The sequence below is a fragment of the Microbulbifer aggregans genome, from assembly GCF_001750105.1.
GTDB classification, from domain to species: domain Bacteria; phylum Pseudomonadota; class Gammaproteobacteria; order Pseudomonadales; family Cellvibrionaceae; genus Microbulbifer; species Microbulbifer aggregans.
On record NZ_CP014143.1, the window covers coordinates 934,495 to 957,973 of the forward strand.

Annotated in this window: 19 protein-coding genes; 15 read left to right on the forward strand and 4 right to left on the reverse strand. The window is 61.3% G+C overall.

Annotation, left to right across the window (positions count from 1 at the left end; genetic code table 11):
- The first annotated feature begins 96 nt into the window (after positions 1 to 96).
- From AUP74_RS04040 to AUP74_RS04060, 5 genes are all read left to right on the forward strand, one after another.
- Positions 97 to 972: a YicC/YloC family endoribonuclease gene (locus tag AUP74_RS04040; protein WP_069946440.1), complete on the forward strand. Its 876-nt coding sequence runs from the start codon at positions 97 to 99 to the stop codon at positions 970 to 972.
- A 452-nt stretch (positions 973 to 1,424) separates the two neighbouring features.
- Positions 1,425 to 3,500, forward strand: a complete 2,076-nt coding sequence (locus tag AUP74_RS04045) for a S8 family peptidase (protein WP_069946441.1) — start codon at positions 1,425 to 1,427, stop codon at positions 3,498 to 3,500.
- A 258-nt stretch (positions 3,501 to 3,758) separates the two neighbouring features.
- Positions 3,759 to 5,066, forward strand: a complete 1,308-nt coding sequence (locus AUP74_RS04050; protein WP_069946442.1) for a TolC family protein — start codon at positions 3,759 to 3,761, stop codon at positions 5,064 to 5,066.
- 14 nt (positions 5,067 to 5,080) lie between these two features.
- Positions 5,081 to 6,334 carry an efflux RND transporter periplasmic adaptor subunit gene (locus AUP74_RS04055; protein ID WP_069946443.1) on the forward strand — a complete coding sequence of 418 codons (1,254 nt, stop codon included), beginning with the start codon at positions 5,081 to 5,083 and terminating at the stop codon, positions 6,332 to 6,334.
- Between the two features lie 12 nt (positions 6,335 to 6,346).
- Complete coding sequence (locus AUP74_RS04060) at positions 6,347 to 9,463, forward strand: efflux RND transporter permease subunit (protein ID WP_069946444.1); 3,117 nt, start codon at positions 6,347 to 6,349, stop codon at positions 9,461 to 9,463.
- Between the two features lie 21 nt (positions 9,464 to 9,484).
- On the opposite strand, the gene ahr is transcribed toward AUP74_RS04060, so the two are convergent.
- Together ahr and AUP74_RS04070 are read right to left on the reverse strand one after the other, a co-directional pair.
- Entirely contained in the window at positions 9,485 to 10,489 is a 1,005-nt protein-coding gene (gene ahr / locus AUP74_RS04065; RefSeq protein ID WP_069946445.1) for an NADPH-dependent aldehyde reductase Ahr, read from the reverse strand.
- Between the two features lie 92 nt (positions 10,490 to 10,581).
- Positions 10,582 to 11,124 (reverse strand): carboxymuconolactone decarboxylase family protein, encoded by a 543-nt coding sequence (locus AUP74_RS04070; protein ID WP_069946446.1) that lies wholly within the window; start codon positions 11,122 to 11,124, stop codon positions 10,582 to 10,584.
- Between the two features lie 168 nt (positions 11,125 to 11,292).
- Here AUP74_RS04070 and AUP74_RS04075 point away from each other — a divergent pair, with 168 nt between their 5' ends.
- The 6 genes from AUP74_RS04075 (at position 11,293) to AUP74_RS04100 (ending at position 17,251) form a co-directional block, all read left to right on the forward strand.
- Positions 11,293 to 11,886, forward strand: a complete 594-nt coding sequence (locus AUP74_RS04075) for a TetR/AcrR family transcriptional regulator (protein ID WP_069946447.1) — start codon at positions 11,293 to 11,295, stop codon at positions 11,884 to 11,886.
- A gap of 139 nt (positions 11,887 to 12,025) precedes the next feature.
- Positions 12,026 to 13,270, forward strand: a complete 1,245-nt coding sequence (locus AUP74_RS04080) for a sterol desaturase family protein (protein ID WP_069946448.1) — start codon at positions 12,026 to 12,028, stop codon at positions 13,268 to 13,270.
- A 242-nt stretch (positions 13,271 to 13,512) separates the two neighbouring features.
- Positions 13,513 to 14,133: a guanylate kinase gene (gene gmk / locus AUP74_RS04085; protein WP_226999888.1), complete on the forward strand. Its 621-nt coding sequence runs from the start codon at positions 13,513 to 13,515 to the stop codon at positions 14,131 to 14,133.
- Positions 14,134 to 14,291: 158 nt separating this feature from the next.
- A complete protein-coding gene (gene rpoZ, locus AUP74_RS04090; RefSeq protein ID WP_069946449.1) occupies positions 14,292 to 14,558 on the forward strand; it encodes a DNA-directed RNA polymerase subunit omega in 267 nt (88 codons plus the stop codon).
- A 45-nt stretch (positions 14,559 to 14,603) separates the two neighbouring features.
- A complete protein-coding gene (gene spoT, locus AUP74_RS04095) occupies positions 14,604 to 16,724 on the forward strand; it encodes a bifunctional GTP diphosphokinase/guanosine-3',5'-bis pyrophosphate 3'-pyrophosphohydrolase (RefSeq protein WP_069948701.1) in 2,121 nt (706 codons plus the stop codon).
- A 143-nt stretch (positions 16,725 to 16,867) separates the two neighbouring features.
- Positions 16,868 to 17,251 (forward strand): RidA family protein, encoded by a 384-nt coding sequence (locus tag AUP74_RS04100; protein ID WP_069946450.1) that lies wholly within the window; start codon positions 16,868 to 16,870, stop codon positions 17,249 to 17,251.
- 22 nt (positions 17,252 to 17,273) lie between these two features.
- Here the strand turns inward: AUP74_RS04100 and AUP74_RS04105 are convergent, their stop codons facing one another.
- Together AUP74_RS04105 and AUP74_RS04110 are read right to left on the reverse strand one after the other, a co-directional pair.
- The gene (locus AUP74_RS04105) at positions 17,274 to 18,152 is read right to left on the reverse strand and encodes an NAD-dependent epimerase/dehydratase family protein (protein WP_069946451.1); all 879 of its coding nucleotides are present in this window, start codon (positions 18,150 to 18,152) and stop codon (positions 17,274 to 17,276) included.
- Positions 18,153 to 18,324: 172 nt separating this feature from the next.
- The gene (locus AUP74_RS04110) at positions 18,325 to 18,585 is read right to left on the reverse strand and encodes a GlsB/YeaQ/YmgE family stress response membrane protein (RefSeq protein WP_069946452.1); all 261 of its coding nucleotides are present in this window, start codon (positions 18,583 to 18,585) and stop codon (positions 18,325 to 18,327) included.
- A 188-nt stretch (positions 18,586 to 18,773) separates the two neighbouring features.
- Here AUP74_RS04110 and AUP74_RS04115 point away from each other — a divergent pair, with 188 nt between their 5' ends.
- The 4 genes from AUP74_RS04115 to AUP74_RS04130 all read left to right on the forward strand — a co-directional run bounded on the left by AUP74_RS04115 (position 18,774) and on the right by AUP74_RS04130 (position 23,461).
- Positions 18,774 to 19,697, forward strand: a complete 924-nt coding sequence (locus tag AUP74_RS04115) for a hydrogen peroxide-inducible genes activator (RefSeq protein ID WP_069946453.1) — start codon at positions 18,774 to 18,776, stop codon at positions 19,695 to 19,697.
- On the forward strand, positions 19,694 to 21,778 hold the full coding sequence (recG, locus tag AUP74_RS04120; protein ID WP_069946454.1) for an ATP-dependent DNA helicase RecG: 2,085 nt from the start codon (positions 19,694 to 19,696) through the stop codon (positions 21,776 to 21,778). The genes AUP74_RS04115 and recG overlap by 4 nt, the downstream gene beginning before the upstream one ends.
- 147 nt (positions 21,779 to 21,925) lie before the next feature.
- A complete protein-coding gene (locus AUP74_RS04125; RefSeq protein WP_069946455.1) occupies positions 21,926 to 22,633 on the forward strand; it encodes an LPS assembly lipoprotein LptE in 708 nt (235 codons plus the stop codon).
- 144 nt (positions 22,634 to 22,777) lie between these two features.
- Positions 22,778 to 23,461, forward strand: coding sequence for a hypothetical protein (locus AUP74_RS04130; RefSeq protein ID WP_069946456.1), 684 nt, complete (start codon positions 22,778 to 22,780; stop codon positions 23,459 to 23,461).
- Positions 23,462 to 23,479: the final 18 nt, after the last annotated feature.

Here is a 23,479-nt window from a genome sequence, read left to right on the forward strand (position 1 = left end):
ACGACAGTATAACCCCGCGGCGGGAGACACCCGAGCCCTCAAAGCCCTGTGCTATGATGCCCGGCCAGCTCCAACACGCCCGCAGGGAAGAATATTATGGCCAGTAAAACCGTGCGCAGCATGACCGCTTTCGGTCGCGCTGAATCCTCATACGATTCCGGTATCGCGACATGGGAACTGCGCTCGGTCAACCACCGCTACCTTGAGCCCCATTTCCGCCTGCCGGAGACGGCACGCCCGCTGGAAAGCCAGCTGCGCGAGCGCCTTCGCAAACAGCTTGCCCGCGGCAAACTGGAACTGAGCCTCTCTCTCAAGGCCAATCCTGGTGAGGAAACCACGCTGCAGGTAGACGAGGACCTGGCACGGGCCGTCGTCGACGCCGCCAAGCGTGTGTCTCCCGGACTCGACACACTGCCGCTGAACCCGCTGCAGCTTCTGCAGTGGCCCGGCGTCATCGCCGAACGAGAGACAGACGCCGAAGCCCAATCCCGCGCAATCCTTGAAGCCTTCGAGGCAGCCCTGTCGCAGTTGAATGAGAACCGGGCCCGTGAGGGCGCAGAGTTACGTCGCTTTATCGAACAGCGCCTCGATGCCATTGGCGAACAAGTGGCAGGCGTGAGGGAACTCCTGCCTCAGATTCTGCAAGCCCAGCGGGAAAAGCTGCGCAGCCGGCTTGAGGAACTATTGGCTGAACTGGATCCCGAGCGCATCGAGCAGGAAATCGTATTGCTGGCCCAGAAGGCAGATGTGGATGAAGAGCTGGATCGCCTCGACGCCCATGTGACCGAGGCCCGGCGTGTGCTCGCCGGTGGCGGCCCCATCGGCCGGCGTCTCGACTTCCTGATGCAGGAATTCAACCGTGAGGCCAACACGCTCTCATCCAAATCCGTCGTCACGGATACCACTCAGGCAGCGGTTGAGCTGAAAGTGCTCATCGAGCAAATGAGAGAACAGGTGCAGAATATCGAATAGTTTTCTATTAATGCGCCTCTGATGTGCCTTAATTTCAGTTAAAAGCCGCAAATAATTTTGCGGCTTTTTTATTTATGCATGGCTATCTGTCCGGCCAGGCTAGTCCTTCTGCGATCCGTATCCCTTCCCGCGCGCATATCTCGCTTCAGAAAAATCCGCTCTCCCCACGAAGACAATACTGCGCCACTCACCGAGATTCAGTTCCCGAATTTTTTTCACTGCATCCAAGCAATGCTCTGAAGAGTAAATTTTGGCGCGAAATGGAAAGAGTTGTACGGCCAAGCCTATGTGGTAGCAGTGCCATTTATCGTCAAACCATCACCTCGGAAATAAACCCCGCAACACAATTGCAGCGTTTTTCCGCGGTGCACCGCTCAGGACCTCCGTGGTGTTAAAAGCGACGACTGAATCCAAGGTCGTCGACAAAAATAATCAAGGAGAAATTCACACCAATGAAATTTTCTGACTTTTTGAAAGGCTATCGCCTGGCTCTGCCAGTCGTTACTGCCGTTTTATTTGGCTCCGTAATCACGGCCAGTATTCCGGTCCATGCCGTCGAACCGAGCTTGTCTTCCGCAACTGTTGAGCCCCCGGAAGTGGTAACCGATCGCATCATCGTCAAGTACAAAAGCAGTATGCCGAGCGCCAACATGGCGGTAATGCCGCAAAACGCCATCGATCGTGTCTCACAGGTTGCCGGTCACCGGCTTGCCCATGTCCGCCAACTCGCAACCGGTGCGCAAGTACTGAAACTGCAACAACGCACCAACAGAGTGGAGCTCGAGGCCATCATCAACCGCTTGCGGCAGGACCCGCAGGTGGAATATGCAGAGCCAGACCGGATCATGCAGGTGATGGCCACCCCCAACGACACCTACTACAACCAGCAGTGGCACTATTTTGAAAGCACCGGCGGCCTCAACTTGCCTCCAGCCTGGGATGTAACCCAGGGTGAAGGGGTTGTGGTGGGTGTAATCGATACCGGCTATCGCCCGCATGCAGACCTGGCGGCAAATATCCTGCCCGGCTACGACATGATCTCCGACACGACCGTTGCCCAAGACGGGAATGGGCGGGACAGCGACGCCAGCGACCCCGGCGACTGGTCACCTGCAGGCGCTTGTGGTTCTGGCCAGCCTGCGCGTGACAGCAGCTGGCATGGTACGCACGTTGCGGGAACTATCGCCGCAGTCACCAACAACGGTACCGGCGTGGCCGGAGTCGCCTACAAGGCAAAGGTGGTACCGATCCGCGCGCTGGGACGCTGTGGCGGTTATACATCCGATATTGCCGACGGCATTATCTGGGGCGCCGGGGGCAGTGTCAGTGGCGTGCCGTCAAACCCCAACCCGGCCCAGGTGCTCAACCTGAGCCTTGGCGGCGGAGGCAGTTGTGATACCACCACTCAGAATGCGATCAATACCGCGCGCAGTCTTGGTACTACCGTGGTGGTAGCCGCCGGTAACTCCAACGCCAATGCCGGCAATTTCAGTCCTGCCAGCTGCTCCGGTGTCGTCACCGTGGCCTCGACCAATCGCGCTGGCGGCAGGGCTTACTATTCCAATTACGGCAGCGTGGTCGATGTGGCCGCACCGGGCGGTGAGACTTCGGTTTCCTCCAACGGCGTGCTCTCGACCCTGAATAGCGGCAGTCAGGGACCCGGGAGTGACAACTACGAGTTCTACCAGGGAACCAGCATGGCGGCTCCCCATGTCGCCGGCGCCGCAGCACTACTCTATGCCGTTGACGGCAGCCTGACCCCCGCCGAAGTTGAGTCACTGCTTGTCGATAGCGCCCGAAGTTTCCCCGCGGGTTGTAGCGGCTGTGGTGCAGGGATTGTGGATGCAGCGGCGGCCGTGGCAGCCGTATCCGGTGATCCCGGACCCGGCCCGGGCAACGGCGAACTGCAAAATGGTGTGCCCGAAACGAATCTCTCTGGTAACAGCGGCAGTGAACTCTTCTTCACCCTGGAAGTGCCCGCCGGGGCCAGCAACCTGACCTTCCAGATCTCCGGCGGCAGCGGTGATGCGGACCTCTATGTGCAGTTTGGCTCTGCTCCGACGACCAGTAGCTATGCGTGTCGCCCGTACCTGAATGGCAACAACGAGACCTGCTCCATCAGTAACGTACAGGCAGGCACCTATCATGTGATGCTGCGTGGCTATACCAGCTTTTCAGGGGTCACCCTGGTCGGCAGCTTCGATGAGGACAGCGGTGGTAGCGGGGCTTCCGGCTGGACCGAAAGCAACCTGTCTGGTAACTCCGGCGCCTGGCAGCATTTCACTCTGGAGGTTAATCCCGGTATGGCCACACTGGATGTCTTGATGTCCGGTGGCAGCGGCGATGCGGACCTCTATGTGCGATTCGGCTCACAGCCAACCACCAGTAGTTACGACTGCCGACCCTATCGATGGGGCAATGATGAAAGCTGCTCTTTCAGCAATCCGCAGTCTGGCACCTGGTACATCAGCATACGGGGCTATGATGCCTACTCCGGTGTGACTCTGGAGGCACTGGCGTCGCCGTAACATTTCGGCATGGTATAGGTATCATTATTAAGGCCGGCTTCCTGCCGGCCTTTTCCCTTTCCTCCAATGCCCGGCAAGGTTTGAGCTAGATGGAACCCGGCTCCCCGGCCAACAAATAGAACTCAGGGCACCAGTGCCGCGGGCCGAGATTTTCCGCCTGTTACTCCTCCTCTACTTCTTTTCTGGTGGCTGGATATTCGACCTCGTCGCACATTTTTCGCCCAGGCACGCTATATGTGATGTGACTGGGAGAAACGTATGTTTTCTGTTGTTGCGAGTGTTGCGAGTTGTGCAAAAGAGAATCGTGGATTGCGATGGCCTGCCCTGATGACCTTACTGGCGATCCTGTTGGTTACCCAAACACCGACGGCCGGAGCCCGGCAAAACCTGCGCCTGGTAGATGCCATTGATCGCACCCTGACTGAAAACCCGGAACTCGCGGTATTCCGCCTGCGGGAAGACGTACTACGGGGTCGAGTGCAAACTGCCGACCAGCGACCGCCTCTCGCAGTCCGCGGCGAATTCGAGAACTTCGCCGGGAGCAGTGGCGCTGCAGAGCCTGAACTGACAATTGCTCTGTCATCGGTGATTGAGCTCGGCGACCAGCGCCGCGCCCGCGTTGACGCTGCAGAGGCTTCATTAGATCTGTTGAGCGCAGAACAGCAGATCAAGGCGCTGGATCTTCTGGGGGAGGTGATACGTCGCTATGTCGAGGTTGTGGCAGCCGTAGAGAGAGTGGCGCTCGCCAATGAATCATTGCATATCGCGCAGCAGGCACTGGAAGCTGTCAGTCATCGGGTCAGAGCGGCGGCGGCGCCGCAGGCAGAGCAGCGACGCGCCGAAGCGGCACTGGCGGAGGCACGACTCACCCTTCAGTCAGAGCAGCGCAAACAGGAATATTACAAACTCGCACTTGCCGCGCTTTGGGGCGGCAATTCGGCGGAATTTCAGGTAGATAGCAGCGCGCTCTTTCGAATCGAGCCCGGCGCCGGATTTCCGGAGCTTTATGCCCGCGCACAGGAGAATCCTGCACTGACAATTTTTGCATCCCGCGAGCGTCTGCGCGCCATGGAACTCCGCTTGCAGGAAACCGAATCCAATCTGGATATCGGCTGGGCCGTCGGGGCACGTCGATTCAATACGACAGATGAAACGACGTTAGTGGCGCTCGCTGAAATACCGCTGTTTTCGGTTAGGCGCAATGCCGGGGCCGTGGCGTCAGCAGCTGCGGAGCTCGAGCGTGTCATGGTGGAGCGGGAGGCCGCCAGAATCCGCATCCATAGCCAGCTTTTTCGCGCCTACAACAGTCGCGAACAGGCCCTCGCTGCCGTGAACAGCTTTAATCAAGATGTCATTCCAGCACTGCGCGAGGCGCTACGTGAGGTAGAACAAGCATATCAGCGCGGTCGCTACTCTTATCTGGAGCTGGTATCCGCGCGTCGGGAACTGATCGCCGCCCAACGGGCAAAAATCGATTCGGCCGCCGCTGCACTGCGCTACGGTGCAGAGATCGAGCAGCTGACAGCATCCTCTCTGCTGCCTGCCGGGCGGACATTCACCAAATAAAGTTAGGTCATTTGATGAGAGGGTCGACCGCCATCCGTTCCATCCCGATCGCCCTGCTTTGGGTTATCGTCCTGTCGAGTTACCTCGGATTGGCCACTGCCCGCAAAGCAGTTGCTGGCAGTGGTGCGGTTTCGGAAGTGAGCACCGAACTGAGAGGACCCAACGGTGGAAAGTTATTGCGCGACGGCAATGTCACGGTCGAACTCAAACTGGTAGAGCAGGGCAACAAGGCACAGTTTCGCGCCTGGATTCAGCAGGACGAACGTTCAATCGCAGAGAAAAGTGCCGTGACTTTGTCGGTGGAATTGCAGCGCCTGGGTGGAGAGACCGAGCGCTATCGACTGGTTCCCGCAGACGATTACTGGCACAACGAGACAGCGGTTCGAGAACCGCACTCGTTCGATATCAATGTGTTACTGATCCTTAACGGTGAGAGAAGCGAATGGAATTACGCTTCCCACGAGGGCCGCGTCAAGATTGCCGATGACATGGCCGAAGAAAACGGCATCGCCACCGCGATTGCCGGGGCGGGAAAAATTCGCAGGGCACTGACCCTCTATGGCAGAACCGCCCTGGCCCATGAGGATATGCGCCACGTTCGCGCGCGCTTTCCCGGCCCGGTCACGGAGGTGCTCGCGGAACTCGGCGACCAGGTCCGCCGCGGCCAGAAGCTGGCCGTAGTGGAATCGAATGACAGCCTGCAGACTTATGCGGTGGTATCACCCATCGACGGTCTTGTCGTCGAGCATGAAATCGGTGCCGGGGAGTTCAGCGGTGACCGGGTGCTGTTTACGGTGGCCAACTACGACACCCTGTGGGCAGAGCTGCAGGTATTCCCACAACAGCAGGGTGAAATTCGCCGTGGGCAGCGTGTCACGCTGTCCAGCGACGAGCGGCGGGTCGGTACCACTATTTTCGACATACTGCCCAGCACCAGTGGCCAGTCATTTCTGCTGGCACGCGCGTCTTTCGACAACCGTGAGGAAAACTGGCCGCCGGGCCTGCTGATCGAGGGCAGGGTGATTGTTGAGGACGTTCAGGTGCCCCTGGTCGTGGAGAATCGGGCACTGCAGCCGTATCTGGATGGATTCGCGGTTTTTGTCAAAGTGGGCGACATTTACGAGGCCCGCCCGCTCGAGCTGGGGCGCAGGGATGATCAAGTCACCGAAATAGTGGACGGTTTGAAAGCCGGTGAACGCTATGTGACGGCCAACAGTTTCCTGATCAAGGCAGACATCGAGAAATCCGGTACGGCGCACGATCACTAGGGAGGGCAGGGGTTGATTGAATCCATTCTGCGCTTCTCCATTGCGCGGCGATATTTGATGCTGTCCCTGACCCTGCTGCTGATTGCTCTCGGGCTGTGGAGCTATCAACGGCTTCCCATCGATGCCGTGCCTGATATCACCAATGTGCAGGTGCAGATCAACACCGAGGCAGCCGGATTCTCGCCCCTGGAAACGGAGCAACGCATTACCTTCCCGGTGGAAACCGCCCTCGCCGGACTGCCGCAACTCGAATACACCCGCTCCCTTTCCCGGTATGGGTTGTCCCAGGTCACTGTAGTTTTTGAGGATGGGACAGACCTCTATTTTGCCCGCAATCTCATTAATGCGCGCCTCAATACCATCAAGAGCCAGCTGCCCCAGGGGCTCGAGCCGGAGATGGGCCCGATCGCCACCGGGCTCGGTGAGATTTTCATGTACACCGTCGAGGCACTACCCGGTGCCGCTGGACCCGACGGTGATCCCTATGACGCAATGGACCTGCGGGAAATCCAGGACTGGATTATCCGCCCGCAACTGGCTCTGGTGTCCGGCGTCACTGAAATCAATACGGTTGGCGGTTTCGACAAGCAATACCACGTGACCCCGGACCCGCGACAACTGCTCGCATTCGGCATTTCGCTCGGGGATATCAGCGCGGCACTGCGACGTAACAACGACAACCGGGGTGCCGGTTATATCGAAGGCAACGGCCGGCAGTTGCTGGTGCGCTCCCCTGGACAATTGCAGAGTATTGCGGATATCGAAAATGTGGTGGTCGCGGTGCGCTCGGGGACACCGGTGCGGATTGCGGATATTGCCGACGTCGCCATCGGCAGGGAACTGCGCACCGGTGCCGCCACGCGCGACGGCCGGGAGACCGTACTCGGTACAGCGATGATGCTGGTGGGGGAGAACTCCCGCGCCGTGGCCCGGAACGTTGCCACGGCTCTGGAGGCAATCAAGCCAACCCTGCCCGAGGGAATCAAGCTGGAGGCGGTCTACGATCGCACCAGTCTGGTGGACAAGACCATCTCCACGGTGCGAAAAAACCTGCTCGAGGGCGCACTACTGGTCATCGCGGTGCTGTTTCTGCTACTCGGCAACTTCCGCGCCGCACTGATCACCGCCGCGGTGATTCCGCTGGCAATGCTCGCCACCATCACCGGCATGGTCGAGGCCGGCATCTCCGCCAACCTGATGAGCCTGGGTGCACTGGACTTCGGTCTGATTGTCGATGGTGCGGTGATCATCGTCGAAAATACCGTGCGCCGTCTGCGCGAAGCACAGGAAGAGAAGGGCGGGGCGCTCATTCTGGAGGAACGGCTCGAAGTGGTGTTTCAGGCCACCGACGAGGTGATTCGGCCCAGCCTGTTCGGGGTTTTGATCATCACTGTGGTCTATATCCCACTCTTCTCGCTCACCGGGGTGGAGGGCAAGATGTTCCACCCCATGGCGGCTACCGTGGTGATGGCACTGCTCTCCGCACTGGTATTTTCCCTGACCGTCGTTCCCGCAGCCGTGGCGGTCTTCCTGCGCGGGGAAATCCGCGGCCGGGAAAGCCGGCTCGTCACCGGCGTTAAAGCGCTGTACAGACCGCTGCTGCTGGCCGCGATGAAAGTGCGCTGGCTGGTCCTCAGCGGAGCACTTGTGCTGGTCGTGTTTTGCGGTTGGCTGGCAACCACCCTGGGCTCGGAATTTATTCCCGAACTGGTCGAGGGGGATATCGCCATGCATGCCCTGCGGATACCCGGCACCGGACTCGAACAGGCTGTGGAGATGCAGGAGATCCTGGAGCGGCGTCTGCGCGCCTTCCCCGAGGTGGACAAAGTCGTGGCCAAGATCGGCACGCCGGAAGTGGCCACAGATCCGATGCCGCCGAACGTAGCGGACAACTTCATCATCATGAAACCCCGCTCTGCCTGGCCCGACCCTCGCAAGCCGCAGGCACAGCTGGTCGAGGAACTGGAGACCGTCGTCCAGCAGGTGCCCGGCAATAACTACGAGTTCACACAACCGATCCAGATGCGCTTCAACGAGCTGATTAGCGGGGTGCGCTCCGACCTGGGGATCAAGGTGTTCGGTGACGACCTGGGGTTGCTGCTCAATTCAGCGCAGGACATCCTGGGCGTCTTGTCCGGCATCGATGGCGTGGCGGACGCCCGTATCGAACAGGTTGACGACCTGCCGATGCTCTCCGTGGTCCCGGATCGGATCATGCTCGCCCGTTACGGGCTGGATCTTCAGGGCCTGCAAGATCTGGTAGCGGCAGCGGTGGGTGGTGAAATGGTCGGCCTGATCTACGAGGGGGACCGCCGCTTCAAACTGGTGGTACGCCTGCCCGAGTCGATCCGGCGCGATCTGGATCGGCTCGGCAACCTGCCGGTGCCACTTCCCGGTGGCGGATTTGTTCCCATGGAAGAAGTGGCCACCCTGCAGGTCACCCCCGCCCCGAGCCAGATCAGCCGCGAGAACGGAAAACGCCGCGTAGTGGTGACTGCCAATGTACGCGACCGTGATCTCGGCTCCTTTGTTGCGGAAACCAAAGAACGCATCGCCGATGAGGTAGTACTACCCGCCGGTTACTGGCTCGATTATGGCGGCACTTTTGAACAGCTGGAATCCGCCAGTCGGCGACTGGCGGTGGTGGTGCCGCTCACTCTGGCACTGATCTTCGCGCTTCTCATCACCGCGTTTGGCTCGGTGCGCGACTCGCTGATTATTTTTACCGGCGTGCCACTGGCCCTTACCGGTGGTGTATTGTCTCTGTGGTTGAGGGGCATGCCGCTGTCGATTTCCGCCAGCGTCGGGTTTATTGCTTTATCGGGCGTCGCCACCCTGAACGGGCTGGTGATGCTCGCATTCATCCGCGAGCTGTGGCGCGAGCGGACCGACCTGGAGTCCGCCATCATCGACGGTGCACTGATCCGGGTCCGCCCGGTGCTGATGACCGCGCTGGTAGCCAGCCTCGGCTTCGTGCCCATGGCGCTGAACACCGGCACCGGAGCCGAAGTGCAGCGCCCCCTGGCCACCGTCGTGATCGGGGGCATTATCTCCTCAACGGTACTGACCCTGTTCGTGCTGCCGCTGCTCTACCGCATCGTGCATGGTCGCGGTCATCGGGCCGACTGACACAGCCGCACATTGCGACGGCTATTTCCCAGCCTCAAGCACAACCCGGTAGCGTACGTCGCCATTTTTCAGCCGTTCCAGCGCATCGTTCACCCGGCTCATGGGAAAGCGCTCCACTCGGGGAGCAATTTTGTGGCGCGCAGCGAATTCCAGCATCTCGGCAATGGTGGTCGGACTGCCCACCGGGGAACCCGATACCTCTCGCTGGGCGAGGATCAGCTGGAAAACGTTGATATCCAGCGGCTCGGTGGTGGCACCGACGAAATGCAGGCGCCCGCCGGCCTTGAGCGTCGACAAGTAGAGATTCCAATCCAGCTTCACGCTGACCGTGGACAGGATCATATCGAAACGACCGGCGGCTTCAGCCACCGCATCCTCGTCACGGGAGTTCAGCGTATGGTCGGCACCCAGCTCCAGGGCCTCGTTGCGCTTGGCGTCGGAAGTGAACGCCGTAACCTCGCATCCCCAAGCGTGCAGGAACTGCAGGGCCAGATGGCCGAGCCCGCCGATACCGACCACCGCCACGTGGCTGTTGGGCTTGATGTCGAACTGCACCAGCGGATTGAAAACAGTGATACCTGCGCAGAACAGAGGGCCCGCCACGGACGGATCGATACTGTCGGGAATCGGCACCACACTGGCCGCCTCCGCCCGCACCTTATCGGCAAAGCCGCCGTGGTGGCCGATGATCGTCGGCTGTGCCTCACCACAGAGGTTCTGCTTGCCGGAGTTGCAACTGTGACAGTGGCCGCAGTATCCGGCGTGCCAACCGAGGCCCACCAGCTGGCCCTTGTCGAGATGGGTTACCTGGTCGCCGAGCTGACCAATGCGGCCCACGACTTCGTGCCCCGGCACCACCGGGAACTCGGACATGCCCCACTCGTCCTCAATCACGCTGAGGTCACTGTGGCAGAGTCCGCAATAGAGCACGTCGATTTCCACTTCGTGAGGGCGGAGCTCGCCGGGATCGTATGTGAATGGCTTTAATTCACCGCCGGCTTCGTGGGCAGCATAGGCATTGATCATCGTCTGTTCCCTCTGCAAGTGATCGGAGTTGGGTCAGAGTGTTACGGCGCCGCAGGCCGGTCGGACCTGCGACGCGGGGATTCACCGGTCGCTCAGCGCACGAATGGCTTGAACTGCTCGTCGACCGGGGTCTGGGCGAAGTGATTGATATAGTTGCTCATTACTTTTTGCGCCACGCCCACAATGATCTCCAGCAGGTTTTGCTGAGTGTAGCCCGCATCGTAAAAGCGCTTGAGCACGGCATCACTGACCACGCCGCGGTCGCGGACAATGGCCAGGGTGGTGTCCCGCAGAACCTCCAGCTTTTCATCCCCGAGAGCCTCTCCATCGCGCAATGCATCATTCAGCTTTCCATCAACCTTCATCGCCCTGGCAATGGCACTGTGTGCCGGCACGCAGTAGTGGCAATCGTGCTCCACGTTGATGGACTGCCATACCACGGTCTTTTCCTCGGCGGAAAACGAGGTGTTGAGGAACTGCTCGTGCAACTCCTGATAAGCGGCAAGGGCGGTGGGCGCCTCGGCCATGACGCCATGCAGGTTGGGAATGGAACCAAAGACGTCGACGGACTTTTGCAGCAGTGGTTTGCTGGCTGCGGGCCCGGATTGCTGATCGTGGACCTCAAACTTCTTCACGGGTTACCTCCCAGTGCAATGATGAATGACATGATTCGGCACTAAAATTGAGCGATTGCTCAAGCGCGCAAACATTAACCCATTTTGAACGGCCGCTCAACAGCCCGGAATTTGCCTGCCATGGTGGCAGCGGATACTATTTGAGCAGCTGTTCAAGAGAGGAGGATCATGGCTAACACCGCAAAGTTCGATCGCCGCGAGGTGCTGGAGAAAGCGACCCGGCTCTTCTGGCAGAAGGGTTTTCACGCCACCTCTACCCGTGATCTTCAGCAGGCAGTCGATATGCGCCCCGGCAGTATCTATGCCGCTTTTGGCAGCAAATCGGGACTGTTTCGCGAGGTTTTACACTTTTACGCCGACGATATGGCCTTGAGGTTGCAGCAGTGCATGGACAGCGAGCGTTCGGTTCTGGCGGGATTGCGTGCATTCTTTCGCCAGACCCTGCTCGAGGGCGGCGACAATGCGCCGAGCCAGCTGTGCCTGCTGGCCAAGTCCCTGTCGGAGCTGGAGCAGGGGGAAGAGGAACTGCTGCGAGAGACCCGAGCGCTGCTGGCCGCTACCGAGGCCACTTTCCGCCACCACCTGGAAAGCGCCGTTGCTGCGGGAGAACTGTCCCCGTTGGTGAAGCCGGCGGTACTGGCGCGCCAGCTGCAGGTCCAGCTGATCGGGCTGCGCAGTTACCTCCGCGCCACTGGCAACAGCGAGGCAACGGGCGAGCTTGTGAACAACCTCTTCAGCGGCATGTCTCCCTCGGCCGACTGACCCCCAACCGCGCCGGCAGTCCACCCTGGGGGCCGAAACCTAACGGATTTCAAAATTCGCCCCCTTTGGACATTTGCCCCCGGGAGTGCCTGTGGCATCGTTGGAGCCATCGACGGGACAAAAATAAACAGAGGCTGCCGTGAATCTCGTTACCCTGGCCATCCCCTTCTTTCTACTCGCGGTGCTGGTGGAGCTGGCGCTGGACCGCCGCTATGGCTGGGGCCTCTACCGCCTCAATGACGCCATCGGCAGCCTGAGCGCGGGCATACTGAGCCGCATCACCGGCCTGATCCGCAAGGGCCTGCTGCTGGTGATCTACATTCCCCTGTTCGAGCTGTTGCAGCCGTATTACCAGGCCATGGGTTTCAACTGGTCTCTGGACAACGGCTGGCACCTGCTGCTCGCCGTGGCAGCCTACGACTTCTGCTATTACTGGAAGCACCGCTTTGCCCACGAGATCAATATCTTCTGGGCCGACCACCTGGTGCACCACCAGAGTGAGGACTACAACCTCACCACAGCACTACGGCAGCCCAGTGGCGGACTGCCGATCGGGTGGATCTTCTACATGCCGCTGCTGTTGATCGGCATGCCCGCAGAGCTGCTGATTACTGCCGGCGCCATCGACCTGATCTATCAGTTCTGGGTGCACACACAGAAATTCCCCAAAGTGCGCTGGATGGAGTGGATACTGGTCACCCCCTCCAATCACCGGGTTCACCACGCCCAGAACAAGGTCTACGTGGACAGGAATTACGGCGGCGTCTTCATCATCTGGGACCGCCTGTTCGGTACCTATCAGGAAGAGCTGGAGGGTGAGCCCTGCATCTACGGCGTGCGCAAGCCGCTGAACTCCTTCGACCCCCTGGCCGCCAACCTGCAGCACTACAAGCGCATGGCGCTTGACGCCTGGCATACCAGGAGCTGGTGGGACAAGCTGACGCTGTGGTTCCGCCGTACCGGCTATCGTCCGGCCGATGCGGAGACCGCCATGCCGGTGCCTTCCTCGGATCTCGCGGATTTCCAGCGCTACGATCCGCAAATCAGCTCCGGCCAGCGCTACTATGCCCTTGCGCAGCATGTCGTCTACTCGGGTGCCACGCTGGTATTGATCTGGGCTGCCGCCCAGCTCAATTACGGCCAGCTGGTGGCCGCCGTGACCCTGCTTGGCACGGGACTCATCATCAATGGACGCATCCTCGACGGGCACCGGCTGGCACGGGTGGCAGAGCTGGCGCGCCTGGGCGTCCTGCTGGCCGCCGCGCCGCTACTGCCAGCCGCACTGGGGCTGGGGATTGGCACCTACGCGGTGCTGAGCGCGCTGACCTGGTGGCGGTTGGCTTTTGCAGACAAAGGCGCTACAGTCGCCATCGTTAGCGATTAGCAACAGGAAGTGAATACCGGCCACAGGGGGTTTGTGGTGGCCGGCCGATCTTCCGCAGGGCGACCCCGGCCGGGTTCGACGGCGCATGCAGTACCGCGCAGCCGAAACTCCCAACACTTCCCCCCCAACCGGCCGGGGTTTAGCCTCCCTGCTTTTTCCCGCATCAGCTTCCGTTCCCCACTCAATCCCCGCCCATGTTCGTTATAATGCGCGGCGCGTTTGCCTCGGAAACAGGATCAGTTGTGCAGAAAGGTACCCTCTATACCGTCTCAGCGCCCTCTGGCGCCGGCAAGACCAGTCTGGTCAAGGCCCTTGTGGACAGTGACAGCCAGGTCACCGTGTCGGTTTCCCACACCACCCGGGCCCAGCGCCCCGGCGAAGAAAATGGCATCAACTACCATTTCGTCGACCGCGAGGCGTTTCTCGCCATGCTGGATCGCAATGCCTTTCTCGAGCACGCCCAGGTTTTCGACAATTTCTACGGCACTTCCCGCGACTGGGTCGCCGAAACCCTGGACAGCGGCCGGGATGTCATCCTGGAAATCGACTGGCAGGGCGCAGCACAGGTGCGCAGGCTGATGCCGGACACCGTCGGCATCTTTATCCTGCCGCCCTCCCAGGAAGCGCTGCGTGAGCGCCTCACCGGCCGCGGCCAGGACGAGGCCAGCGTGATCGAACGGCGCATGGAGCAGGCCATCGATGAAATGTCGCACTACGTGGAAGCAGACTATGTGGTGATCAACGATGACTTCCAGGTGGCTCTGTCGGAGCTGAAATCGATCGTGGTGGCACAGCGCCAGCGCCTGGATCGGCAACAGCAGCGTCACGGCAAACTGCTGCAAGCGCTGTTGCAACACGACTGACGCCCCCATGCCACTGTTTTCTGTGGCGCCCCCGGCAACTGGTCGATTTACGTACACCGCCGGCTGCGTTAAACTTGCCGGTCCCGCGCCGGAAGAGCCGCAGGCACCCGCGCGCCCCGAATTCGCCCTCCCGGGCACTGCAATGGAACCGAGATTTTATGGCACGTATTACCGTTGAAGATTGCCTCGATAACGTCGACAACCGCTTTGAGCTGGTGATTGTGGGCAGCAAGCGCGCCCGCCAGATAGCAACCGGTGGCAAAGATCCGCTGGTGCCCGAAGAGAATGACAAGCCCACCGTACTCGCCCTGCGCGAAATCGCCGACGGCCTGGTGGATGCCAGCATCCTCGACGAGGTGGATGAAGACGAAGCACCGATGGAGCGCCCCTCCACTCCGGTCTACCTGTCCGAGCAGGATCTTTAATCCTCCACCGATCGTTTGAGTTCCTATCGAGAGGCGCGCGCGGCTTTGCATACCATCGACAGTCTGGCCCACCGCCTCTCCTCATATCTCCCTCCCGACCAGATCCAGATTGTCCGCCGCGCCTACTTCTACGCCGAGCAGGCCCATGACGGACAGCAGCGCCGCTCCGGTGAGCCCTACATCACCCATCCGCTGGCGGTAGCCACCATCCTCGCCAGCATGCATATGGACCACCAGAGCCTGGCCGCCGCCATGCTCCACGATGTAATCGAGGACACCGGTATTCCCAAAGCCGCGCTGGCAGAGCAGTTCGGTGAGGAAGTGGCGGAGCTGGTGGACGGGGTTTCCAAGCTGACCCAGTTCGAGACTGACAGCCCGGCGGAAAAGCAGGCGGAGAACTTCCAGAAGATGGCGCTGGCCATGGCCCGGGATATCCGCGTGATCCTGGTCAAGCTCGCCGACCGCCTGCACAACATGCGCACGCTGGGCGCCCTGAAACCGCAGAAGCGCGTGCGCATTGCCCGCGAGACCCTCGAAATCTATGCCCCCATCGCCCACCGCCTGGGCATGAACGATGTGCGCATCGAATTCGAGGACCGCGCCTTCTTCGCCATCTACCCGCTGCGGGCCAGCCGCCTGCGCGCGGCATTGGTAGCAGCGCGCGGCAACCGCAAGGAGCTGCTGGAAAAGATCCAGAACGCCATCGAGGTACGACTGCAGCGGGAGGGCATCGATGCACTGGTGATCGGCCGCGAGAAGCACCTGTACAGCATTTACCAGAAGATGCGCACGAAGAAGAAGTCGTTCAAGGAGATCATGGACGTCTACGCCTTCCGCATCATCGTCGACAGCGTCGATACCAGCTACCGGGTGCTGGGTGTAACCCACAACCTGTACAAGCCGGTCATCTCCGAGTTCAAGGACTACATCGCCATTCCCAAGTCGAACGGCTACCAGTCCCTGCACACGGTGCTGCTGGGGATGCACGGTGTTCCCATCGAAGTGCAGATCCGCACCAAGGAAATGGACGAGATGGCCAATAGCGGGATCGCCGCCCATTGGCTCTACAAGGCCTCCGGTGATGAAGTCATCAACACCGGCGGTACCAGCCAGGTGCGCGCGCGGCGCTGGGTACAGGGGCTGCTGGAGATGCAGCAGCGCGCCGGCGACTCGCTGGAATTCATTGAGAACGTGAAGATCGACCTCTTCCCGGATGAGGTCTACGTGTTCACCCCCAAGGGCGAGATCATCGACCTGCCCGCGGGTGCGACCGCCGTCGATTTCGCCTATTCAGTGCATACGGATATCGGCAATACCTGCGTGGCGGTGCGCATCAACCAGCGCCTGGCGCCGCTGTCCCAGCCCCTGCAGAGCGGGCAGAAGGTGGAGATCCTCACCAACAAGAAGGCGCAGCCGAACCCCAACTGGCTCAATTTCGTCGTCACCGCCAAGGCCCGCAGTGCCATCCGACACTTCCTCAAGCACCAGCGCCACCACGACTCGGTTGCTCTCGGCCGCCGCCTGCTGGAAAAGGCACTGGGCAAGTTCGATACCGCCCTGGACGAACTGAGCGAGGAGCAAATCGAACGCGGTGTCCGCGAGGCCAAATGCTCCTCACTGGAAAACCTGCTGGAAGAGATCGGCCTCGGCAACAAGGTGGCTTTTTCCGCCGCCAAACTGCTCGCCCCGCCCGGCAAGGAAGAGGCAGGGGCCAGCAACATTTCGTCGCCGCTGACCATCGACGAGCAGGAGGGCATGCTGATCAGCTTTGCCCGCTGCTGCCGCCCGATCCCAGGCGACACCATCATCGGCCACATCAGCTCCGGCAAGGGTGTGGTCGTGCATCGCGAGTCGTGCCGCAACACGGTGGATTTCCGCGATCATCCGGAGAACATCATGGCGGTCAACTGGTCACCGGATGTGAAGGGTGAGTTTCTCGGCGATGTGCGCGTCGAGGTGGAGTCCGAGCGCGGCATCATCGCCCGGCTGGCCACCAGGATCACGGAAGAGGGCGCCAGCATCGAGCAGATTCACGTCGATGAGAAAGACGCGCGCAACAGCGTTATCTCCCTCACCCTGGAAGTCAGCAATCGCGTGCATCTGGCGCGGGTGATGAAACGCCTGCGCAACCTGCCCTCGGTGATTCGTATCGCGCGGCCCGGCTGATCTTGTGACAGCCGCCGGCGATCCGGCACCGTTGCGACAAAAGTCTCACTTTCTGATTGGCTCGGCCCCGGCGCAGCTCCCATTCCCGCTTGAGGCGCGCTATATTTGCCCGCTTTCTTTTTCGGAAAGTGGTGGAGTTAACCATGACCAATCGCGCCGTAATAAAAACTGACAAGGCGCCGGCCGCCATCGGCAGCTATTCTCAGGCCGTCAAAGTAGACAATACCGTGTATCTCTCCGGCCAGATTCCCCTGAACCCGCAGAGCATGGAAATCGTCAGCAGTGATTTCACTGAACAGGCACGGCAGGTCTTCAGCAACCTGCGCGCAGTCTGCGAGGCCGCCAACGGCAGCCTGAGCCATATCGTGAAACTGAACCTCTATCTCACCGATCTCAGCGACTTTGCAGCCGTCAATGAAGTGATGGCGGAGTTTTTCGAACAGCCCTATCCGGCCCGCGCCGCGGTCGGAGTCAAGGAACTGCCGAAGGGTGCACTGTTCGAGGCCGAAGGGGTAATGGTGATCTGAACCGGGGAGCCCGGCTGGCGCGCTAGTCCAGATCCAGTAGCGCGCTGTAGCCAGCCCGGTAGTCCGGATATTTCAATGCGTAACCGGTAGCCAGCATGCGCCGGTTGCGGAGCCTCTTCGACCGCCGCTGGCTGGTCGTCACGTATTCGCGCAGGTGCGCGCCGGTATAACCCATGGCCCGGGCCAGCCACTGCTGTAACTCGTGCATGGGCACCGGTTCGTTGTCGGCGCCGATATAGACCCGTTCCGGCGACCAGCCAGCCTTCTGCCGCTCCATCAAGTGAGCAATAAAGCCGATGCAGTCATCCACATGGATGCGGTTGCTGAACTGGGGGGGCTCGGGCGGCGCACAGCGACCAGCCCGGACCTGTGACAGCAGGCGATCGCGGCCGGGGCCGTAGATGCCGGCAAAACGCAGCACCACCGCCTGCGGCACCGCACTGCAGATGATTTCCTCTGCCGCCAGCAGGGCATTCCCCTGAAAGCCATTCGGCACTGCCGGCGTCTCCTCATCCAGCCACTGGTCACCACCCTGGCCGTAAACCCGGCTCGAAGAAACCCAGATGACGAGACGCGGCGGCTTCTCCAGTTGCGGCAATGCCGCGGCCAGTGCCCGGGCCGTTTCCACGTAGGCGCGGCGATAGCCGCCTTCGGTGTATTCGTCCGGGGTGAAGGTGGCCAGTACTACATCGGCGCCATCGGAGAGCAGACGGAGGATGTCTTCCTCGCGGGTGGCATCGCCACGACGCCAGTTGACCACATCGGCGCGGCGTTTGCGGGCCAGCGCCACCAGCGGGTTTCGGCGCACGCCGAATACGCTATAAGACTTTTTATCCAGTTGCAGGGCCAGCCGTGCCCCCAGGTCGCCGCAACCAAATATCCAGAGTTTTTCTTTTGACATAAACAGTCCGCGCCAAGTTGCGGGCCGAACCGCACCCCCCTTGTCGCAATCCCCTTAAAAAACACCATCGGCCGGCAGCTCCCGCGCTGCCGGCCAACTCCAGTGGTCTCCAATCCCGGTTTCTCGCGGTCAGACGCTCTCCGTGCGGCGCCGCGACCCGGGAAAAGCGCTCTCAGCTGCCCCGACGGCGGAGAGCGCGAAAGATGAACAGGAAAATCAGCGCACCAATGGTGGCCGTCACAATATCACCGAAGCCGAAGCCGGTGACTGGACCGCCGATACCCACCAGTGAACCCAGCCAGCCACCGATGAACGCGCCGACAATGCCGATCACGATGGTCACCACCCAGCCACCCGGATCGGGTCCGGGCATGATCCACTTGGCCAGCGCACCGGCGATGAGTCCGAGAATAATCCAGGAGAAAATGCCCATGGGATCGCTCCGCTCAATTTGTTCTTACACATATAGCAAAATTTTGCGCCGTGTACGCTGAACAGAGCCCACAAATAGCAATTTTTACTAAAGAACCGGACTCGTATCACTGGTCAGACTTGCCGTTGGCCGACGGCGATTATTTATGAATAATTGCTATGGCCCCTTAACAATTGATTGTTTCCTCTATGACGCTCAACGAATTGCGCTACATCGTCACCCTGGCACAGGAACAGCACTTCGGCCGCGCTGCCGAGCGCTGCTTTGTCAGCCAGCCGACCCTGTCCATCGCGGTGAAAAAGCTGGAAAAAGAGCTGGGCGTAGCCCTGTTCGAACGGTCCAAGACCCGCGTCCAGGCCACCCCGCTGGGGGAACGCATCGTCGCACAGGCGCAGCTGGTACTGGAGCAGGCCTCAGCCATCAAGGACATCGCCAGCGCCGGTAAGGACCAGCTCTCCAGCCCCCTGTCGGTGGGCGCAATCTTTACCATCGGGCCCTATCTGTTTCCCCATTTCATTCCGCAGCTGCAGCGCATGGCGCCGGACATGCACCTTTTCGTCGAGGAGGGCTACACCGCTACCCTGCGCCAGCGCCTGCGCAAGGGGGAGCTCGACGCCATCATTATCGCGCTTCCGTTTACCGAGCCCGATGTGGTCACCCAACCGCTCTACGATGAACCGTTCGTGGTGCTGATGCCCGCCGGCCACCCGCTGGCGAAGGAAGAGAGCATCTCCCCGCATCAGCTGTCCGAGGACAATGTGCTGCTGCTGGGGGAGGGGCACTGTTTCCGCGACCAGGTGCTCGAAGCCTGCCCGCAGCTGCAGCAATCCATCGAGAAAGAGTCTGGCAGCGGACGAATCAGGACCGCAGCCGACGGCAGCTCCCTGGAGACACTGCGCCATATGGTGGCATCCGGGCTGGGTATCACGGTGTTGCCGCTGTCGGCGGCGACCGCATCCCAGTACGCCAGCGGCCTGCTGGAGACTCGCCCCTTTACCGCCCCCGCGCCGCGGCGCACGGTAGCGTTGGCCTGGCGGGCCAGTTTCCCCCGTCATCGCGCCATCGATATGCTGCGCGACGCGATCAGTCAGTGCCACCTGGGTGACCAGTGACGGATCTGGCCACCCAGCCGATTACCACCCTCAAGGGGGTCGGCGACAAGTTCGCGCAGGTGCTGGCAAAACTGCATATCGCCACCGTGCAGGACCTGCTGTTCCATCTGCCCCTGCGGTATCAGGACCGCACCCGCGTCACGCCCATTGCTGCGCTGACGCCGGGTCTCGATGCGGTGATCGAGGGCGAAGTGCGCGCCGCCGACGTGGTCTTCGGCCGGCGGCGCAGCCTGCTCGTGCGGCTGCAGGACGGCAGCGGCACTCTGTCGCTGCGCTTCTTCCATTTTTCCGCCGCGCAGAAAAACCGCTTTGCCCGGGGCGTGCGCCTGCGCTGCTTCGGCGAGGCCCGGCGCGGGTCCGCTGGGCTGGAACTGGTACACCCGGAGACAGAGATACTGGGCGAAAACAGCCCACCGGCCGAGGATACCCTCACCCCGATCTACCCGTTGACCGAGGGCGTCAGTCAGGCCCGTCTGCGGGGCCTCGCACAACAGGCCCTGGCCATGCTCGACTCCGGCGCGGTCAGCGAGCTGTTGCCTACCGAGCTGCTGCCGCAAGCCATGCGCTACCCCCTGGCGGCGGCACTGCGCTACCTGCACAGTCCGCCTGCGGGCACCGACCTGGCGCAACTGGCGGAGGGCCAGCACCCGGCCCAGCAGCGACTGGCACTGGAAGAGTTGCTGGCCCACCACCTGAGCCTGCTGGCCCTGCGCCGCGACACTGCTCACCTGCGTGCACCGGCCCTGCCCGGTGATCCGGCGCTGGAGCGGGACTTTCTCGGCCGCTTGCCGTTCTCACTGACCGGCGCCCAGCAACGGGTCTGCACAGAGATTGCCGAGGATCTGGCCAGCAGCCACCCGATGATGCGCCTGCTGCAGGGCGACGTTGGTGCCGGCAAGACACTGGTTGCGGCCATGGCCGCACTGCGCGCGGTGGGTTCCGGCACCCAGGTGGCCGTCATGGCGCCCACAGAAATCCTCGCCGAGCAGCATCGGCGCAACTTCCTCGGCTGGCTCGACCCCCTTGGAATCCGGGTGGCCTGGCTCACCGGCAGCCTCAAGGCGGCGGAGCGGCGCAAGCAACTGGCCGCCATCGCCAGCGGCGAGGCACAGCTGGTAGTGGGCACTCACGCACTGTTTCAGGCCGATGTGCTCTTCCATCACCTCGGACTGGTGGTGATCGACGAGCAGCACCGCTTCGGCGTGCGACAGCGCCTGGAACTGCGGGAGAAAGGCGCCGGTGAAGCCGGCTCGGTGCGGGTGCAACCTCACCAGCTGATCATGACCGCCACCCCGATTCCGCGCACGCTGGCCATGTCTGCCTTTGCCGACCTGGATTGTTCAGTCATCGACGAACTGCCCCCCGGCCGCCAGCCGATCAACACCGTTGCCATCTCGAACGAGCGCCGCGACGAGGTGGTGGAACGGGTGTACAACGCCGTAACCCAGGGGCGGCAGGCCTACTGGGTCTGCACGCTCATCGAGGAATCCGAAACCCTGCAGGCCCAGGCCGCAGAGTCCACTGCCGACGAACTCGCGGCTGCACTGCCGAATACCCGCGTCGCGCTGGTACACGGGCGCCTGAAACCGGACGAGAAAGAGCGGGTAATGACGGCGTTCAAGGCCGGTGAGGTGGACCTGTTGGTGGCCACCACGGTCATCGAAGTGGGCGTCGATGTGCCCAATGCCAGCCTGATGATCATCGAAAACCCGGAACGCCTGGGCCTGGCACAATTGCACCAGCTGCGCGGGCGAGTCGGTCGGGGATCGGTGGCCAGCCACTGCGTGCTTCTCTATGGCACCCCTCTGTCCCAGGGGGGCAAGGCCCGATTGCAGGCGCTGCGCCAGCATAGTGACGGCTTTGCCATTGCCGAGGAGGACCTGCGCCTGCGCGGTCCGGGCGAGATACTCGGCACTCGCCAGACCGGAGAGGTCCAGCATCGTATCGCAGACCTGCAGCGGGACGCCCACCTGCTGCCACAGGTGCAGCGAATCGCCGCCGCTCCGGGGCTGTCCGAGGGGGCACGCCAGCAACTCATCGCCCGCTGGCTGCAAAACAAGCCCCGCTTCGCCGAGGCGTGACCAGGCAGACACTCTCCGATACCAATTCTCTCTTTACGGTCACCAATATTTTTGCGCTATGCCGTTACTGGTGGCAGCCTGACCGGTAAGCCACATAAAAATAAGCGGCCCCAGCCGCAGGCAATTTGAGAGAAAACGGAGACCACCATGGACGACTCACGGAGCGATCGCACGGGGGCAGGTCCTGTGCGGACCACCCTCTTGGCGCTGCTGACCAGCGCAGTGCTAATGTCCAGTCACAGCGCCAGCGCGCAACAGGGCTTCTTCGGCGACGACGGGCAGGCCCCGAGTGTCACCCTTAACGCCGGGAATATCCGCCTCGATGTCCCAACCCCCGTGAGCGGCAACGATCTGGCACTGCTGCTGGCGCAGGCAAACAATGGCGGGCTCAGTCAGCTGAAATCGCAGGCCGCGGCCCGGTTCTCAGGCCATCTCCAGCAGGCATTGGACGCGCTGCTCCGCGAGCACTTCGAAGATGAGGAGGTACCGCTGGTACAACAGGGCGGCTTCCTCACCTTGCGCAGCCAGGTCGAGGCAACGATCAGCAAACAACTGACAGACCTGAACAATTCCGACCGCTACGAGACCGAACGCGGCACCCTCAAGGTAAGCGGCGAATTCCGCTACCAGCTGGTATCGCTCAACGGCCAGATGTTGCGGGAAAAACGCATCGATCTCGGCGATCTCCGCCTCGAACAACGCTACCGGGTCAGGACTGCCCACCGCAGTGGCGAAACCGAGGACAGCACCGACGAGGCGATCGAGGAAATGCTCGAGGAGATGGCGGAGCAACTTCTGGACCGCATCGAAGATCAGCTGGAGGCTGACGAGCTGCAGAAGCTGGCACAGCTATAGAGCGAAACAGGAAAAGCTCCCACAGACCTGCCGGTCAGCGATTGCTTTTGCTTCTGAGCTCCCGCAATGGCAGCCTAGCAATGAATTCGACCAGAAATATACATCTGGTCAACATAACGATAGGCAGAACGCAGGGAGAGTGCAGTGATCAGGTTCGCACGTCGCAGGCTGGCCATGGCCGGCTTGCTCTTGGTCTCGACCATCCATACCGCCCAGGCTCAGGGCTTTCTCGGCCTCGGCGGTGAGGACACCAACCCCAGCCTTTCCCTGGCACCGCCCTCCATCGCGCTCAATATCCCAATGCCGGTCAACAGCACCAACCTGACGCTGCTTCTGGCCCAGGCCGGGGAGGGCGGCAGCCTGACCTCGCTCAAGGAGGCCAAGGTACGGCGTTACAGCGAGCATCTGCGGGTGTCATTCGGAAGCGAGCTGCGGCAATTCCTGCTCGATGAAGAGGTCCCGCTGGTGGACGACCGCGGACAACTGGACCTGCTCACGGACTTTGACCTCACGGTCGTCAAGCAGCTCGGCGATATGCGCAGCGAGGGCAACTTCGACCTGGAGCGCGGCAATATCGAAATTACCGGTCGATTTTCCTACCGCATTGCCGATCGGGGCGGACGCTCCCTGCAGGAGGAAACACTGGATATCCACCGTCTGAAACTCCGTGAGCCATATCAGGTTCGGGTCCAGCGCGGGGGAGGTCAGGTCGAAGACACCACAGACCAGGCGATCCTGAAACTGCTGTCCGCTCTGGCAAGTAAGGTCATCACGAGGATTGATGGGGATATCGAGGCCGATGAACTGCGGGATCTGGTGGAGGGCTGATCGATTTCAGGGCGCTTT

Bases quoted from the DNA above. Each gene is read 5' to 3' on its own strand.
- AUP74_RS04040 (WP_069946440.1), top strand. From the start codon at position 97: ATGGCCAGTAAAACCGTGCGCAGCATGACCGCTTTCGGTCGCGCTGAA.
- AUP74_RS04045 (WP_069946441.1), top strand. From the start codon at position 1,425: ATGAAATTTTCTGACTTTTTGAAAGGCTATCGCCTGGCTCTGCCAGTC.
- AUP74_RS04050 (WP_069946442.1), top strand. From the start codon at position 3,759: ATGTTTTCTGTTGTTGCGAGTGTTGCGAGTTGTGCAAAAGAGAATCGT.
- AUP74_RS04055 (WP_069946443.1), top strand. From the start codon at position 5,081: ATGAGAGGGTCGACCGCCATCCGTTCCATCCCGATCGCCCTGCTTTGG.
- ahr (WP_069946445.1), bottom strand. From the start codon at position 10,489: ATGATCAATGCCTATGCTGCCCACGAAGCCGGCGGTGAATTAAAGCCA.
- AUP74_RS04075 (WP_069946447.1), top strand. From the start codon at position 11,293: ATGGCTAACACCGCAAAGTTCGATCGCCGCGAGGTGCTGGAGAAAGCG.
- rpoZ (WP_069946449.1), top strand. From the start codon at position 14,292: ATGGCACGTATTACCGTTGAAGATTGCCTCGATAACGTCGACAACCGC.
- AUP74_RS04100 (WP_069946450.1), top strand. From the start codon at position 16,868: ATGACCAATCGCGCCGTAATAAAAACTGACAAGGCGCCGGCCGCCATC.
- AUP74_RS04105 (WP_069946451.1), bottom strand. From the start codon at position 18,152: ATGTCAAAAGAAAAACTCTGGATATTTGGTTGCGGCGACCTGGGGGCA.
- AUP74_RS04110 (WP_069946452.1), bottom strand. From the start codon at position 18,585: ATGGGCATTTTCTCCTGGATTATTCTCGGACTCATCGCCGGTGCGCTG.
- AUP74_RS04115 (WP_069946453.1), top strand. From the start codon at position 18,774: ATGACGCTCAACGAATTGCGCTACATCGTCACCCTGGCACAGGAACAG.
- AUP74_RS04125 (WP_069946455.1), top strand. From the start codon at position 21,926: ATGGACGACTCACGGAGCGATCGCACGGGGGCAGGTCCTGTGCGGACC.